Origin of the sequence: Chryseobacterium sediminis (assembly GCF_008386505.1) — a bacterium.
Lineage (GTDB): Bacteria > Bacteroidota > Bacteroidia > Flavobacteriales > Weeksellaceae > Chryseobacterium > Chryseobacterium sediminis.
In genome coordinates this window covers 2,576,098-2,592,743 of sequence record NZ_VUNZ01000001.1, presented here as the reverse complement: position 1 = coordinate 2,592,743, position 16,646 = coordinate 2,576,098, and the positions used below count along the sequence as shown (strand labels likewise).

Genomic DNA, 16,646 nt, shown 5'->3' with positions numbered 1-16,646 from the left:
TACACAACTAAAATGACAGATTTAGGAATTAACGTTTTTGGATTTATTAATGGCGAATTTGGTATTGCAGAAGCAACAAGGCTTAATTGTAAGGCAATGCAGCGTGCAGGTATTCCCCTTAATTTGATGAATTATGATGTAAGAACCAATCATGATAATAATGATCAGACCTTTACCAGGTTTTCTGATAAAGCAGATCATCCTATCAATTTAGTTCAGGTTTCAGCATCTGTTTCGGAAATGTCAAACTTCTTTGAATATTTCGATTATTCTTTTTTTGAAAGAAAATACAATATTTTGTACATGGCCTGGGAATCAGAAACCATTCCGGAGGATTATCTTTTGAATATTAATCTTTTCGATGAGGTCTGGACTCCTTCAGAATATTGCAAAAAATGTATTGAAAAATATATCGCTTCTCCGGTAAAAGTAATTCCACATCCTATTGATATTAACCTGAAGCCGACAGAAGATTCTGAAGCACTGAATTTTTATAACAATGACTTCTTTAATTTTTTATTCATATTCGATTATAATAGTTCTATCCAAAGGAAAAATGTACTCAATCTGATTAAGGTATTCAGAGAGACTTTTGACGGAAAAGATAACAATGCCTTTTTAACCATTAAAACATCAAAATCCGATAAGTTTTCTTTAGAAAAACAACAGATAAAAGAGGCAATCGGAGATTCTGTGAAAATTAAAGTTGTAGAAAAGATTTTTGACAAAAATGCACTGAACTATGTGATCAGTACCTGCGACAGCTATATTTCTCTTCACAGATCTGAAGGCTTTGGGCTTACGATGGCTGAGGCTATGTATTTTGGAAAGCCTGTTATTGCTACAGGATACTCCGGAAATCTGCAGTTTATGAATGCAGAAAACAGCTTTTTAGTAAATGCTGAAAAAGTATCATACGGTTCAGATGATCTTAATTATGATTCCAATACCATCTGGTCTGAGCCTTCACTGGAAGAAGCTTCAATATATCTTAAAAAAATATATCAGGGTGGGGATGATGTGAAAGCAGCATCAGATAATGCACGCAAAACAATTACCAGTGACTTTTCACTTGAAGGAGTAGGGAGATTGATTAGAGAAAGGTCTGAAGAGCTGATTTCTGAGGGTAAAATTTTGCAAAGCAGATCAGCATTAATGAAATTATATGCGGACAATATATTTTTGAAAAAAGATCTTAGAATTTACAAAAAAAGTAAGCCTATTCAGTGGATATATGATATCAAAATGTATTTCAGAAATAGAAAAGGGAAAAAATAACTTTCAGTAAAACTAAATAGCGGTAGATTCAAATGAAACTACCGCTATTTTTATTTCTTACCTTTTATTTTCTTCAAAAAGATATTGACTTTTTTCCTGATTTTATTGTATAATGTTTTTTCCAGATAATTTACTCTGCCACTTAGTCTGTCTATTTCGGCAAGATAAAAAACGTTTCCAACACTATTTTCTGAAGTATTTTCTTTTTTGTCCATCTGGTCAATAAAAGAAAGTCTTAGCTTAAGTAGGTTTCCGATAGCCTCAAGAGAAAAATTATCTCTTATCTGTGCCTCCGCATTCTGTTTAGTAGAAGTTAAAGACTTGAAATTATTTTTTATATACTGAAGCTTTTGGGTAGCATCCTGCAAATCAGGTCTTGCCAGTGTGAGTCCTTCAGCAATCAATCCTTTTGTATTGGAGGTTTTAATAAAATCATATTGAATAAGGAAGCTGTTGTTCACATTCATAAAGTCCAGATTTCCGGAGTATCCTGTTCCCACAACAATTTTTCCATAGGACATCGCTTCTGCCATCGTCAATCCGAAACCTTCGGAACCGTGTAAAGAAATAAGAACATCAGATTTCTGAATCAGTGAATGAAGTTTTTCTTTTGAAAAATGTTCATTAATAATGATAATATTTGAAATGCCGGCGTATTTTTCCAATACTGTCTGTGCATCTTTACTCCTGTCAAGATTATGTGTTTTTACAATGAGAACACTTTCCGGATCATTCTTGAAAACATTGATAAAGGCTTCAATTGTAGCTTCAGGATTTTTTCTGATGGTAGTACTTAACGAATCAAAAATTGTAATATATACATTTGTTCCCGGTTTGATATTGTACTCTTCAAGACTAAATTCATCCGAAGGTGCTAGCTTTTGAATAGGATGGGAAAATCTCATTACCGGAATTCCTGTATATTTTGTGAAAATATTGACACAGAAATCACTAGGAACCCATAATTCATCAAAAATATTCAGAAACTCAACTGTTTTATCTGAAACTTCGGGGAATTCCCAGGCCCAATAGACAATGTTGTAATGGCCTGCAAGATTGATATCCTGGTTTTTTGAAAAAAATTCGTGGGTCACATTACTGTTAATGTGAAAAATATTAATTAATGCATTGGGGTGTACGTCACTTTTAGACCTTTCAAGAGTGTCACTTGAGTAGCTGATGCGGTTTACTTTAATGCCCTGGCTTTCCATAGCAGCAACATTTAGTCTTGTTGCCTCTGCTATCCCAAAATTCCCTTCAAAAAAGCCATGATAGTTTACGCTTAATGACATATATTATAGTGTTTTAAGTTTTTCTTTTACTTCTTCAGGTGAAAATGCTCTCAGACTGTCCACAGAATTTTGGCTCAATGTATTCCAAAGTTCTTCATTATTATTCAGCTGAATGATGGCTTCTGCGAAACTATTTTCGTCATTCGCAATCAATACATTTTTTTTATCTGTAAGCTTCATCCCTTCAGCACCAATATCTGTGGTAACCACTGGGAAGAAGTATTCAAAGGCCTGTCCTATTTTCCCTTTTACTCCAGCTCCAAACCGTAAAGGAGCTACCATGATTTTGGAATTCATGAAATGTTCTTCGATACTTTCTACAAATCCTAAAAATTTAAACTTAGGATATAGTTTAAGATCCAGTTTTTCAGAAACATTTCCAATGATGCTTACTTCCAGTTCAGGATTGGTTTTCCAGACAATAGGCATTATTTTTTCATATAGAAACTTTACTGCATCAATATTTGGTTCGTGGATAGACCCAATGAAGGTAATTCCTTTACTTTCACTGAAGTTCTTCCTTTCTGAAATATCAATTTTAGGATAATGAATATTTGATACGGTAATGATCTTATTTTTGTCCGCATACTGGCTCATAATCTCTTTTTCTTTGTCAGAGATGGCAATAATGTAGTCCAGCTGTGGTGCAACAATCGTTTCCAAACGGAAGAAATGTTTATAATTTTTCTTTAGAGAAATACGGGTTGGTTCCAGTTCAATTGCTCTTTTAAATCTTAAAAAATGAATATCTACCATATCATAAATGAATCGGGTAGAAGGTAAAACAGTCTTCATTTTTTTGTAAAACAGATTCAGGGCAAGAGGACCGTTAAACCAAACATAATCTATCTTTTTAAAAGAAGACAGAAAATCATAGATATTCTTATATTTATTGTTCTCTACATACACCATAACATGATGTTGCTGATAAAACTTTACATAAGAATCATCTTCAAAAATATGAGGTGCAAATAAAATGCAGTTATATCCTAATTCTTTGTAGATTAATATAAGTTCTTTCAGTCTGTTGGCCCCGGATTCTTTATCATGGGCAGGGAAATCTCTTGAAGCAAACAGTATTGTTTTTTGGGACTCGTCATACAGATTAATGTTGACTATATCCTTAGACTGAAGATATTTGAGTTTTTCTTTTCTTTCGAAGTGTTTTTTTATTTTTTTAAAGATGCCCATTTGCTAGTTTTTAGTATCAAGTTCAAAAACTTTGTTTACCCAACTATCCAGAGTGTATCTGTAGTAGATTTCCTCAGGAATTTTTTCGTAAGGTGTTTCAAAAAAAGATTTGTCAAGATTACTAATATTTTTGTTTAAAATCAAAATATTATTGGGATTGTAAAAATCATAGGTTTTAATGGCTTCATTATCAGTAATGATTTTCTTCTCCAGAGACATCGCTTCAAAAACCCTGAAACTAAGTCCATATTGACCTTCACGCATCAGGTCAAGCAATACTTTTGAATTTTTATAATATTTAGGAAGATCGTTATGAGGAATCTTTTTGATGCTGAAAACCAGAAAGAGGTTTTTAGGCACCGTCATGAAAATATTGGTCAGCTGATGTTTCCACGATTTTTTTCCGATGATCATAATCTGAAACTTCAGGCCCTGCTCAATCAGTTTTTTAGCGAGTAATTTTATCAGAGAAACCCTTCTGTTATCATAAGAGGTGATGTAGAAAAGATCCATTTCAGGCTGCTGGATTTCTTTTGAGCAGTGTGGCAGATAAATATAATTCGTTAATTTTTCAAACCCATGCTTTGTAACATCTATATAATCAAAGGAAAATACTTTGTCAAAAAGGTATAGCTTATCTTCTACAGGCACTCTTTCAAGGTTGTCATAAAGATAGGTAACCAGTCGGTCTGTATATTTTCGGATTTTTTCAAGAGTTGAAAGATCAAATGTATCCGGGTTCATCACCAATATCTGATCCTGATGTCCTAATTTTTCCAGGGCATCCAGAACATATTTCTGTCTTTTTTCAGTCTTAAGATTTTTGTTTAAAAAGGTTTTGCTTAAAGCATTTACAGCTCTTTCATTGAAATTAGAATGAGTAACTGTGCTGATCTTTATATGATGGGCATCAATACCCCGTTTGCATAATGCTTCAACAATATACTTATCATAATCCCAAAAATCATAACTAATGATACAAATCTTCATTCAACTAATTTTGCTCTTTTTTTAATGATTCATAGGTTTCAAAAACGCTTAAAGATTGCAGGTAAGATAACTGATACCCTTCTTTTCCGTCTAAAATACCCAGTCTCATTATGTAGGCTTTAAAGAATTTAAAAGCTGTTTTAATATATTGCACCAAAACATTGTACTTTTTCCCTTTGGCAGCCAGTTCTTTCCCCTTTAAAACTCCGTAATGAATCATTTTTTTTCTGTAAGATTCATAATCTGAAACGGAATAATGTAGTAATTTATTTTTTAAAATCCCAATGGTTCCGTTGACTTCCAGAGTTTCGTGTACCTTTTTTCCTGCCATGTATCTGGCCTTCGATTTTCTGAAAAGCCTGAAGTTTTTATCAGACTGTGTTCCTGAAAAATGAATCGGTTTCTGAGCAAAAAAGAATTTCCTGTAAAAATAGTAGGCATCTTTTTGCCCGGGTTTATTCAGCTCATCTGTAATTTCCTGCTTCAGGGCCGGTGTAAGTCTTTCATCACCGTCCAAAAATAGAACCCAGTCATTCTTTGCAGAATCCAGAGCCAAATTTCTTTGCTTTGTAAAGTCTTCAAATTTATTCTGAACCACCTTTACATTAGGGAATTTTTTTGCAATTTCTACAGTTTTATCCGTACTAAATGAGTCTATCACTACTATTTCATCACAGAAATCAAAAGACTCAAGGACATCCTGTATATTTTTTTCTTCATTATATGTTATGATCAAACCACTTATATTCATCACAACGATTTGTTTAATAGAGAAGTACGTGAAAATACCCCTTTAAAATTGTTTTTCAAAATAGTTTTAATCTTCCAAAGATAAGTTTTAATTTGAACTTTATTATCGAATCTTTGCCTTTTATATCAACTCTGCACAGTTCATATGGGTGCTGGGGTGGGTAGTAATTAATTCTATTTCCAATTCTTACTGCAAAATCAATTCCTATTTTTTTTAAAATAGAAAAAAAAGCAGATTTTTCCTTTTCTTTATTGGGATATTTGCCATATGGGTATGCTAAGACCTTTGAATAGGGGATGTTTTGGGCATCCAGAATTTGCATATTTTTTTCTAGATCTTTTTCTACATGATCCAAAGACATTGTTTTCAGACTGTCATGGGCATGAGTGTGAAGTGCAATTTCAAAATAATTTCTATCCAGACTTCTGATTTCATCAAACGTCATCATTAGATAATTTTTATATCCGTTTTCTATAAATCCTGTAGGAATAAAAATGGTGGCCTTCAGATTATACTTTTTCAGTAGAGAAGGCAAATATTCAAGATTGTTTCTGTAACCGTCATCAAAGGTGATGACAATATTTTTTTTAGTAGAAACAGTAAGTTCTGAAAAAAACTGAGGAGTATATTTTTTGCGGCTTAGATATGAAAACTGCTGTTCCAGATTTTTTAAGCTTACTGTAAGATCTTCATGGCTTTCCTTTTGAATCTGATGATACATGAGAATCACCAGTCTGTTGTGCGGGAAAACAAAAAGATACAGACGGAAATACACGATGATAAACGCTGCTAATAAAATAGAGATAACATACAGGATCATATTACTTTACTGTATTTTGTTGAATTTCTAACAGTCTTATTTTTTCGCGCAATTTAATATATTTCAAAAAGGTGTAATAGGACATTGTTTTGGCAATATAATATCCGGGAAATCCGTCCAGAAAACCCAGTTTGAAAATAAATACCTTGATAAATTCAAAAATAGGACTTACAATGATTTTAAATCTATTGATTTTTTTTCCTCTTTCAAACATCTTTTCCGCCATCATATCCGAATATTTATTGATTTTTGAGACATGATGGTGAATACTTTTGTAAGTATAATGATTCAGTCTTCCGTCCAGTAGTCCTATTTTTTCATAGGTAATCAAAAATTCATGAACCTTATCATGTGAATATGCAGCATATTCTTTTTTAAAGAGTCTTTCACGGCATACATTTCCCCAACCACCGTGCTTGATCAGGTGAGAACCCAGATGATTATTGAATCGGGCTTTATATACATTAAATTCTGTGCTTGCTGAAGAAACAATCTTCTGTATGGATCTTTTTAGATTTTCATCGGGAACTTCATCAGCATCCAGAAACAGAACCCATTCATGAGAACATAAATTAAGGGCATGGTTTTTTTGTTCACCATACCCGTTAAATTTTTTCTCAAAGAATTGTACCTGTGGATATTTCTGAGTACAGATTTCTTTTGTCTTATCTGTTGAAAAGCTATCGACAATGATAATTTCATCAGCTAAATCTACTAATGAATCTAAAAGTCTTACGATATTTTCTTCTTCATTATAAGTGATGATTGCAAGAGAAAGAGCCATTTATTTATACTCAAGAATAGTCTTTTCAATAATCTTTACGCAATCTAGTAACTGCTCTTCAGTAATTACTAATGGCGGTGCCAGTCTGATGATATTACCGTGTGTAGGTTTTGCCAGTAATCCGTTTTCTTTTAAGTGTAAACAAAGGTTCCACGCGGTAGAGCTGTCTGGAGTATCATTGATCAGGATAGCATTTAAAAGTCCTTTTCCTCTTACCTTGGTAATAAGATCTGTCTTTTCGATTAGTTTATTGATTTCTGCTCTGAACAGCTGTCCAAGCTCTTCAGCTCTTTCAGATAATTTTTCTTCAGCTACCACGTCCAATGCTGCCACTGCTACTGCACAGGCAATAGGGTTTCCTCCGAATGTAGAACCATGCTGTCCAGGCTTGATAACATTCATGATGCTGTCATTCGCTAAAACTGCTGATACCGGGTACATACCTCCGGAAAGTGCTTTTCCTAAAATTAAAATATCCGGTTGTACATCTTCATGGTGGCATGCAATCAGTCTTCCTGTTCTTGCAATACCAGTCTGAACTTCATCAGCAATGAAGAGAACGTTGTATTTTTTACATAGTTCAGAAGCGTTTTTAAGGAAGTTTTCATCCGGAACATATACTCCGGCTTCTCCCTGAATAGGTTCTACAAGGAATGCTGCAATATTATCAGCTTCTCTGCTCAGAACTTCTTCTAAGGCTGCAATATCATTGTAAGGAATTTTGATAAATCCTGGGGTAAAAGGTCCGTAGTTCTGGTTGGCATCCGGATCATTAGAGAAAGAAACGATAGTTGTAGTTCTTCCGTGGAAATTATTTTCGCAAACAATTATTTTTGCTGCATTTTCCGAAATTCCTTTTACTTCATAACTCCATTTTCTGGCTAGTTTTACTGCGGTTTCCACAGCTTCAGCTCCGGAGTTCATTGGTAAAACTTTATCAAATCCGAAAAGAGTGGTTATTTTCTGTTCATATTCACCCAATTTAGAGTTGTAGAAAGCTCTTGAAGTTAATGCCAGCTTTTGTGCCTGCTCTACTAATGCTCCTACAATTTTAGGATGAGAGTGTCCCTGGTTCACAGCAGAATATGCTGAAAGAAAATCATAATACCTCTTGCCCTCTACATCCCAAACGAAAACACCTTCTCCGCGGTCCAGAACTACTGGAAGTGGGTGGTAATTGTGCGCTCCGTGTTTGTCTTCAAGGTCAATAAAATACTGTGAGTTTTTTGTTTGTTCTGCTGTTGACATATATTTTGGTTTTCAACAAATTTACACAATATTAATGATATGCCTAAACAAATATCTAGTGTCGTATGGAGCTGTAATTGAAGTGGATTTTAAGGCGGAATAATGCCGTATCAGAAAATATTTTCTTTGTTGACAGGTAGTTTTAGGTTTTATATCTTTCCTTGTGAAAGAATTTTATTTTCTGCTATTTTATTAATCATTAATGATGGAATGTTCCAATCTTTTTTATGAAATGTAGCCTGAAATATTCTGTATTGTGGGAAGAAAAAACTGCCCCTAAAAGAGGCAGTTTCGTTTTATATTTTAAAATAATCTTAGTGATTATCATATTTTCTATCCATTACAAAGTCTTCCATGAATTTTGTAGTATAGTTTCCTGCAAGATAATCTTCATTATCCATCAGTTGTCTGTGAAAAGGAATTGTTGTTTTTACTCCTTCAATATAGAACTCCTCAAGGGCACGTCTCATTTTTGCAATTGCTTCCTCACGGGTTTGAGCCGTAGTGATAAGCTTAGCAATCATTGAGTCATAGTTAGAAGGAATTGTATATCCGGAATATACGTGAGTGTCTACTCTGATTCCGTGTCCGCCAGGGATGTTTAGTCCTGTGATTTTTCCTGGAGATGGTCTGAAGTCTGCGTAAGGATCTTCTGCGTTGATTCTACACTCTATTGAATGTAATTTAGGATAATAATTGATTCCTGAAATAGGAGTTCCTGCAGCAAGAAGAATTTGTTCTCTGATCAGGTCATAATCAATTACCTGCTCAGTAATAGGGTGTTCTACCTGGATTCTTGTATTCATTTCCATGAAATAGAAATTTCTATGCTTGTCTACAAGGAATTCGATAGTTCCTACACCTTCGTATCCAATAAATTCAGCAGCTTTTACAGCAGCATCACCCATTTTCTCGCGAAGTTCGTCTGTCATGAAAGGAGAAGGAGTTTCTTCAGTTAATTTCTGATTTCTTCTCTGTACAGAACAGTCTCTTTCAGAAAGGTGGCAAGCTTTACCGAATTGGTCACCAGCAACCTGAATTTCAATGTGTCTAGGCTCTTCAATCAGTTTTTCCATGTACATGCCTCCGTTTCCAAAGGCTGCTACAGCTTCCTGAATTGCAGATTCCCAGTGATCTTTAAGGTCTTCAGCTTTCCAAACGGCTCTCATTCCTTTTCCACCACCACCGGCAGTAGCTTTAATCATTACAGGGTATCCTGTTTCTTCAGCTACTTTTACAGCGTGTTCGTAAGATTCGATCAATCCGTCAGAACCTGGTACACATGGTACACCTGCCGCTTTCATGGTAGCCTTAGCGTTAGCTTTATCCCCCATTTTTTCAATCTGCTCAGGAGAAGCACCAATAAATTTGATACCGTTCTTTTGACAGATTCTTGAGAAGTTAGCATTTTCAGATAAGAATCCGTAACCTGGGTGGATAGCGTCAGCATTGGTAATTTCCGCAGCGGCAATAATGTTAGGGATTTTAAGATAGGAGTCTTTACTCATTGCAGGGCCAATACATACCGCTTCATCAGCAAATCTTACGTGAAGACTGTCTTTATCAGCAGTAGAGTATACTGCAACGGTTTTGATCCCCATTTCTTTACAAGTACGTAAAATACGCATTGCAATTTCGCCACGATTGGCTATTAATATTTTTTTGAACATCTCTCCGAAATTTTAAATTATAAATTTTGAATTTTAAATTATTTTAAATGAAAAAGATTCATCTAAAATTTATAATCTTTAATCTAAAATTCCTTAAGATGGATCTACTAAGAATAAAGGTTGGTCATACTCTACAGGAGTAGCATCGTCAACTAAAATTTTAACGATTTTTCCGCTGATTTCAGATTCAATCTGGTTGAATAGTTTCATTGCTTCAATAACGCAAACTACTTTACCAACAGAAACTTCGTCACCTACATTTACAAATACATCTTTATCAGGAGATGGTTTTCTATAGAAAGTTCCGATCATTGGAGACTTGATCGTTACATATTTGCTGTCATCAGATGCAGCTTCAGCTTTCTCAGCAGCAGGAGCAGCAGGAGTTGCAACAGGTGCCGGAGCAGCTACAGCTTGTGGCGCAGTGTGGTATACTGCTGGCTGTGCATATACAGCATCGCTTCCAGCTAATGGAGTTTTAATAGTGATCTCGAAATCTTTAGTTTTGTATTTTACTTCTGAAACTTCAGCTTTAGATACAAACTTGATAAGATTTTGTATGTCTTTAATGTCCATAAATTTGATATTTGATTTTGGGTCAAAGATACCAAAAAAACGTAAAAAACAACAAAAAACCGCCAAATTTTATCAAAATTGGGCGGTTTTTGTATTAAAACGAGGCTTTTTCAATAAAAAGCGACTCTTAGTTTTCTTCAGTAGCAGCTACTTCTTTTTCCAATACTACTTTACCTCTGTAGTAAAGTTTTCCTTCATGCCAGTGAGCTCTGTGGTATAGGTGAAGCTCTCCTGTTGTTGCATCTTTAGCTAATTGAGGAACTACAGCTTTGTAGTGAGTTCTTCTCTTATCTCTTCTTGTCGACGACTGTCTTCTCTTTGGATGTGCCATTTTCTAATAACTTTTTTAATTGATGAGCGATGAGATTCATCATCTCATCATATTTAAATTATTCTATTTAATTATTGTCTCTTAACTTTCTTAAAGCATCCCATCGGGGATCACTTTCGTGTTCTTCCTCTTCTGTTTCCTCAATATCTTTCGGACTGAACTGATCAAGAATTTCAAGATCTTCATCATTTACATTAGGTGAAATCTTTTTCATCGGGATAGAAAGCATTACATTTTCATAAATCAAATGTGCTACATTGAAAGCATGCTCTCCGGTAGGAATAGTAATAACATCTTCATTACTGTCATCATATTCTTCCCCGAAATTCACCAAAATCTTGATTTCATTCTCAATAGGATAGTCGAAATTTTCGTTTGTAATATCACAAACCAATTCAACCAATCCATTAATTTTAATCTCAAATTCTAAAAAAGTAGTGTGTTTATCAAGCGATACATTCACTTCTATTCTAGGATTTGTAAATTCCTGCTCAGTGTCAAATAATTGAAAGAACGTTTTATCTATCTCAAACTTGAACTCGTGTTTTCCGTTTTTTAGTCCGGAAAAGCTTACGTCATAGTTTCTTAACTTGTCCATAAAATGAGTGTGCAAAAATATGCATTTTTTTTATAATAACAAATAAAATCCGAAACAAATTAATTTAAAATTTGTTTTAAAGATTTATCCTTCAGTTTCCTCCGGTAGATCTTCATCTATTCCGTTGTCTACAACCATTTTTCTAGGCTGCATGCGGTCATTCATCAGTTCGCTGTATTCACTCCTGTTCTTGAAAATTTTAATGGCTGTGAATATTGCTTCCGTAAAACTCTGCTCATCAGCAATGTTTTTTCCTGCAATATCATAAGCAACGCCGTGATCCGGAGAAGTTCTGATAAAAGGAAGTCCTGCTGTATAGTTTACGCCTTCTTCATATGCTAATGTTTTGAAAGGAGCTAATCCCTGGTCATGATACATTGCTAAAACCGCATCGAAATTTTTGTATTTGCCTGGCTGGAAAAAGCTGTCTGCAGGGAAAGGACCAAATGCCAATGTTCCGTTGTCAGAAAGTTCCTTGATGGCCGGGCTGATGATCTCAATTTCTTCAGTTCCAATAACACCGCCATCTCCTGCATGAGGGTTTAATCCCAATACGGCAATTTTAGGCTTCTGAATACAGAAATCTTCTATCAGTGTTTGATTCAGAACTCGGATCTGTTTTTTTATTTTCTCTTTGGAAATATTTTCAGCTACCTGAGAAATTGGAATATGATGGGTAGATACGGCTACTTTAAGATCTTCAGTTACAAGGAACATTAATCCTTTTTTGCTGAATTTCTCTTCAAAGTACCCTGTATGACCGGCATGTTTAAAGCCCATTTTCACCATTTCATCTTTATTGATGGGAGCGGTTACCAAAACATCAATTTCTCCTTTCATCAAAGCTTCAGTTGCTGCTTCCAAAGAATCAATAGCCATTTTAGTAGACTCTTCCGTAGGAACTCCCAATTCTACATTAACGTTTTCCTTCGTCAGGTTAAGCATGTTAAGTTTCCCTGCCTGAGCCTGCGAAGCTTCATTGATATAGTTGAAATTAAGATTCAGCTTAAAAATGTTTTTCTGATAAGTGAATAATTTTCCCGAACCAAAAATTACAGGAGTGAAAAAATCTGTAATGGTTTTGTCTTTCAGAGATTTCATAATGATCTCCGGGCCGATGCCGTTGAAATCACCGATTGAAATTCCTACTCGTACTTTATGGTTTTTTGGGCTCATTTTGATTATCTTTGAAGATTATAATTTACAAATTTAGCAAAAAATAATATGTTCACAGGAATTATTGAAGCAGTTGGTGTTATTGAGAAGATTGAAGAAAAAGGAAGCAATATAGATTTTACCTTGACATGCCCCTTTACAAATGAATTAAAAATAGACCAGAGTCTTGCACACAACGGCTGCTGCCTTACAGTGGTTGAAATAAAAGACAATCAATATGTGGTAACAGCAATTAACGAAACACTTGAAAAAACCAACCTTGGAAAATGGGAATTGGGAACTGTTGTGAATCTGGAACGCTGCATGAAGATGGATGGAAGACTGGATGGACATATCGTTCAGGGACATGTTGATAAAACCGGTGAGGTTGTGGGAATTGAAAACAAAGACGGGAGCTATTTTATTACTATGAAATATGATAATGACGGAAGCTTTGTAACAGTACCTCAGGGTTCAATTACGGTAAACGGAATCAGTCTTACAGTTGCAAAAAGTGAAGATGCTCAGTTTTCTGTTGCCATTATTCCTTATACATGGGAATTTACCAATATGAAACATTTAAAAATTGGTGATAAAGTAAACCTGGAATTTGATATCATTGGTAAGTATATTGCTAGGTTAATTAAAAAGTAGAATGTCAATTAACAAGTATAAAGGATATAGCTTAAGGAACCGTGTGTTTTTCGGTTTCCTGCTGGTATGTTTTTTAAGTGTTGTCGCTACATCACTTGTCCCTTATTTTGTACTGAGAAATCACTCTCTGCAGCAAAGTAATATCGATATGCAGGATAAGACGAATGCTGTAATGAGATATCTTGACTATGCGGTAAGCCAGACACTTATTGAAACGAAAGATCTTCCGGAAGTTTTGGGGAATAAAATCTTTGAAATTGCGGATATCAATCAGCATGATATTTTTATTTACGATCTGAAAGGAAACTATTTGCTTTCCAATAAAGATGAAGCTTTGGTTGAGCAGAAAACGATCCCTATCGAAATCATCAACAAGATTCTGTCTACCGATGCAAGAGTAGATATGGTCAATTATGATGCTGCTAAAGATGCTAAGCTGACATCTTCCTATCTTTTGTTGAAAAATAATGAGTTAGAGCCGATCGGAATTGTCTATATCCCTTTATATCATAATGAATCTGCTTATCTGGAGGTTCTTCATCAATATGTAAAATACATTCTTTTAGTCGATATATTTCTTATTCTGTTTAGTATCTGGATTAGCTGGGTGACGTCCAACAGTCTTGCGAAGACAATCACGAAGTTCTCTGATATGATTACCCGTATTACATTATTTGAAAATGAAATGCGACCTATCAGATATTATAAAAATGATGAGCTTAATGCTTTGGCAAGAGCTTACAACAGAATGATTCTGCAGATCCAGGACCAGAAAGAAAGGCTTAGGTTTAAGGCATCTGAAGAAGCCTGGAGAGAAATGGCGAAGCAGGTTGCTCATGAAGTGAAAAACCCATTGACTCCAATGAAACTGACCATTCAGAATTTTGAAAGAAAATTTGATCCGGAAGATCCGAATATCAGAGAAAGGGTGAAACAGATGAGTAAAACTATTGTAGATCAGATAGATCTGATTGCGACGGTAGCTTCGGCCTTCTCAGAATTTGCGAAACTTCCTGAAAAAAATAATGAGGTGATCAATCTGAATACCGAGGTTGAGGATATTCTTCGTGTCTTCAATGATGACAGTATCTTTATGCATGCCAATAAGACCAATATTATGATCAATATGGATAGAATTTATCTTTCCAGGATTATAACCAACCTTGTTACCAATGCAAAACAGGCAGAAAGCGATGAGAGAAAGCTGATCATCAATGTAGATGTAGAGCAACATCAGAGAAGAGTTATTATTTCCGTTCAGGATAACGGGATAGGAATTCCTGAAAGTATGTATGAAAGAATCTTTGAACCTAATTTTACCTCTAAAAGCAGTGGAATGGGACTTGGATTATCTATGGTTAGAAAAATGATTGAAGATTATAAAGGAGAAATCTCTGTGAAATCTGAAATAGGAAAAGGGTCTACGTTCATTATTACACTGCCTACCAATTTATAGTGAAGCCTTTTACATTTAAGCAATTTACAATTGAACAGTCTAAAGACGTCTTCCGTGTAGGAACAGACGGTGTTCTGCTTGGTGCTTTAGCTGATGTTGACGACGCATCCAGTGTTTTAGAAGTAGGGACAGGAACAGGACTGATCTCCCTAATGCTAGCTCAGAGAAATCTTCAGGCTTACTTTTTAGGACTGGATATTAACGAAGATGCAGAGGCACTTACTAAGCTTAATTTTGAAAACGCACCTTTTCATGCAAGACTGAAAAACAGGCATCAGGATTTTAAAACTTTCGTGACGGAAGAACGATTTGATCTTATCGTTTCCAATCCTCCTTATTTTGAAGAATCAGGATCTGAAAAAGACAAGATTGCACGCCAGACTGTAGAATTAAACTTCAGGCAGTTAATTACCAATGCAGCGCAATTATTATCTGAAAACGGGATTTTTTCCGTCATTATTCCTGTTGAAGCCGGAGAGGTTTTTATTTCAATAGGTAAAGAAAATCGACTGTTTTTAAACAGAAGGGTTAGTATCAAAGGAATTCAAAATTCAAATGCTAAAAGGCTTATCCTGGAGTTTTCATCACAAAAGAAAGAAATCAACGAATCTGAGTTTATTATAGAAAAAAGTCCGAGACAATACTCGGACCAATATCTTGAACTCACTAAAGAGTTTCATGTTTTTAAATAGAAATTAGAAAGGATTAGAAACCGCGTAAGCCTGAATTTCTTAATCTCTCAATTTTTTAATTCTTACTCAAACAATTCTGCCGTATCCAGTACAGATACTTTTCCATCTTCGCATCTGATAGCCTCACCAGGGAAGTTTTGAATCATATGGTAATCGTGTGTTGCCATTACTACTGCAGCACCATTTTCAAGGGCAACCTGCTTCAATAGCGTCATAATTTCGTTGGAGGTTTCAGGGTCAAGGTTTCCTGTAGGCTCATCCGCTAAGATAAGATCTGGATGGTTAAGAAGGGCTCTTGCAATGGCAATACGCTGTTGTTCACCTCCCGAAAGTTCGTGTGGCATTTTGTGCTTTTTGCTTTTCATGTTCACGCTTCCCAGAACCTCATTGATGCGGTCTTCTATCTTTACTTTATCATTCCAGCCTGTTGCTTCAAGAACAAATTTTAAGTTTTTTTCAACCGTTCTGTCAGAAAGTAACTGGAAATCCTGGAATACGATTCCTAATTTTCTTCTTAAGTTAGGAATATCAGAAGGTTTTAGCTTTGCCAGGTCAAATCCTACAACAGCTCCGTGTCCTGATGCTAATGGAATATGTCCGTAAAGCGTTTTCAGAAGGGAACTTTTTCCGGAACCTGTTTTTCCGATAAGATAGCAGAATCTACCTTTTTTAATGTTAAGATTTACATCAGAAAGTACAGTAAAGTTTTTTTGCGCAATCTTTGCGTTTTGTAAACTTATAATATTGTCTCCGGAGATATTTGTATGTGGCATAATTAAATTTTAAAGGCTGTTTTCTAACAAAAAAATTTCAATCTTTAAAAATAGAAAAAAGAAGTCTATTTGACTCTAATTTTAGTAAATTTTAACAACAAAAAATGCCTGAAAAGGAACTTTTCAAGCATGTTTTGTATATGATAATAAAAAGATTATCTCTTAGCGCGTGCAGCACTTACAGTTAAACTCTTTCTGCCTTTAGCTCTTCTCGCAGCCAAAACTCTTCTTCCATTTGGCGTAGACATTCTTTCTCTGAAACCGTGTTTGTTTCTTCTTTTTCTTTCTGATGGCTGGAATGTTCTTTTACTCATTACTATATGTTTAAATCGTAATTAATCTATTAATTTTCAGGTTGCAAAGATATATAAATTTTTATAAGTTACA

18 protein-coding genes are annotated in these 16,646 nt (G+C 34.9%); 4 read left to right on the top strand and 14 right to left on the bottom strand.

What is annotated here, in order from left to right:
- Nucleotides 1-12: 12 nt before the first annotated feature.
- The gene (locus tag FW780_RS11775; protein ID WP_149833733.1) at nt 13-1,278 is read left to right on the top strand and encodes a glycosyltransferase; all 1,266 of its coding nucleotides are present in this window, start codon (nt 13-15) and stop codon (nt 1,276-1,278) included.
- 50 nt (nt 1,279-1,328) lie between these two features.
- Here the strand turns inward: FW780_RS11775 and FW780_RS11770 are convergent, their stop codons facing one another.
- The 12 genes from FW780_RS11770 to pdxA form a co-directional block, all read right to left on the bottom strand.
- The gene (locus tag FW780_RS11770; protein ID WP_149833732.1) at nt 1,329-2,570 is read right to left on the bottom strand and encodes a glycosyltransferase; all 1,242 of its coding nucleotides are present in this window, start codon (nt 2,568-2,570) and stop codon (nt 1,329-1,331) included.
- 3 nt (nt 2,571-2,573) lie between these two features.
- The gene (locus FW780_RS11765; protein WP_149833731.1) at nt 2,574-3,761 is read right to left on the bottom strand and encodes a glycosyltransferase family 4 protein; all 1,188 of its coding nucleotides are present in this window, start codon (nt 3,759-3,761) and stop codon (nt 2,574-2,576) included.
- A 3-nt stretch (nt 3,762-3,764) separates the two neighbouring features.
- Entirely contained in the window at nt 3,765-4,751 is a 987-nt protein-coding gene (locus FW780_RS11760; protein WP_149833730.1) for a glycosyltransferase family 4 protein, read from the bottom strand.
- 4 nt (nt 4,752-4,755) lie between these two features.
- Complete coding sequence (locus tag FW780_RS11755; RefSeq protein WP_149833854.1) at nt 4,756-5,502, bottom strand: glycosyltransferase family 2 protein; 747 nt, start codon at nt 5,500-5,502, stop codon at nt 4,756-4,758.
- A 55-nt stretch (nt 5,503-5,557) separates the two neighbouring features.
- On the bottom strand, nt 5,558-6,322 hold the full coding sequence (locus tag FW780_RS11750) for a polysaccharide deacetylase family protein (RefSeq protein WP_149833729.1): 765 nt from the start codon (nt 6,320-6,322) through the stop codon (nt 5,558-5,560).
- 1 nt (nt 6,323) lies between these two features.
- On the bottom strand, nt 6,324-7,106 hold the full coding sequence (locus tag FW780_RS11745) for a glycosyltransferase family 2 protein (RefSeq protein ID WP_149833728.1): 783 nt from the start codon (nt 7,104-7,106) through the stop codon (nt 6,324-6,326).
- Nucleotides 7,107-8,354, bottom strand: coding sequence for an ornithine--oxo-acid transaminase (gene rocD, locus FW780_RS11740; RefSeq protein WP_149833727.1), 1,248 nt, complete (start codon nt 8,352-8,354; stop codon nt 7,107-7,109).
- Between the two features lie 314 nt (nt 8,355-8,668).
- Nucleotides 8,669-10,024, bottom strand: a complete 1,356-nt coding sequence (gene accC / locus FW780_RS11735) for an acetyl-CoA carboxylase biotin carboxylase subunit (protein WP_045501198.1) — start codon at nt 10,022-10,024, stop codon at nt 8,669-8,671.
- 93 nt (nt 10,025-10,117) lie between these two features.
- Complete coding sequence (gene accB, locus FW780_RS11730) at nt 10,118-10,600, bottom strand: acetyl-CoA carboxylase biotin carboxyl carrier protein (protein WP_047385964.1); 483 nt, start codon at nt 10,598-10,600, stop codon at nt 10,118-10,120.
- Between the two features lie 127 nt (nt 10,601-10,727).
- Nucleotides 10,728-10,931 (bottom strand): 50S ribosomal protein L32, encoded by a 204-nt coding sequence (gene rpmF / locus FW780_RS11725; RefSeq protein WP_002976251.1) that lies wholly within the window; start codon nt 10,929-10,931, stop codon nt 10,728-10,730.
- A 67-nt stretch (nt 10,932-10,998) separates the two neighbouring features.
- Nucleotides 10,999-11,529, bottom strand: a complete 531-nt coding sequence (locus FW780_RS11720; RefSeq protein WP_149833726.1) for a YceD family protein — start codon at nt 11,527-11,529, stop codon at nt 10,999-11,001.
- An 84-nt stretch (nt 11,530-11,613) separates the two neighbouring features.
- Nucleotides 11,614-12,705, bottom strand: a complete 1,092-nt coding sequence (gene pdxA / locus FW780_RS11715) for a 4-hydroxythreonine-4-phosphate dehydrogenase PdxA (protein WP_149833725.1) — start codon at nt 12,703-12,705, stop codon at nt 11,614-11,616.
- 48 nt (nt 12,706-12,753) lie between these two features.
- Between pdxA and FW780_RS11710 the strand changes: the two genes are divergently transcribed.
- From FW780_RS11710 to FW780_RS11700, 3 genes are read left to right on the top strand one after another with little or no spacing between them, the layout of a single operon-like run.
- Nucleotides 12,754-13,338 (top strand): riboflavin synthase, encoded by a 585-nt coding sequence (locus FW780_RS11710; RefSeq protein ID WP_047425023.1) that lies wholly within the window; start codon nt 12,754-12,756, stop codon nt 13,336-13,338.
- 1 nt (nt 13,339) lies between these two features.
- Entirely contained in the window at nt 13,340-14,794 is a 1,455-nt protein-coding gene (locus FW780_RS11705; protein ID WP_149833724.1) for a sensor histidine kinase, read from the top strand.
- A complete protein-coding gene (locus tag FW780_RS11700) occupies nt 14,794-15,486 on the top strand; it encodes a tRNA1(Val) (adenine(37)-N6)-methyltransferase (RefSeq protein WP_149833723.1) in 693 nt (230 codons plus the stop codon). Before FW780_RS11705 ends, FW780_RS11700 begins: the two co-directional genes overlap by 1 nt.
- Nucleotides 15,487-15,548: 62 nt before the next feature.
- Here FW780_RS11700 and FW780_RS11695 read toward each other — a convergent pair whose 3' ends face one another.
- Together FW780_RS11695 and rpmH are read right to left on the bottom strand one after the other, a co-directional pair.
- A complete protein-coding gene (locus FW780_RS11695) occupies nt 15,549-16,259 on the bottom strand; it encodes a cell division ATP-binding protein FtsE (RefSeq protein ID WP_047373550.1) in 711 nt (236 codons plus the stop codon).
- 155 nt (nt 16,260-16,414) lie between these two features.
- Nucleotides 16,415-16,573 carry a 50S ribosomal protein L34 gene (rpmH, locus tag FW780_RS11690; RefSeq protein ID WP_039365072.1) on the bottom strand — a complete coding sequence of 53 codons (159 nt, stop codon included), beginning with the start codon at nt 16,571-16,573 and terminating at the stop codon, nt 16,415-16,417.
- Nucleotides 16,574-16,646: the final 73 nt, after the last annotated feature.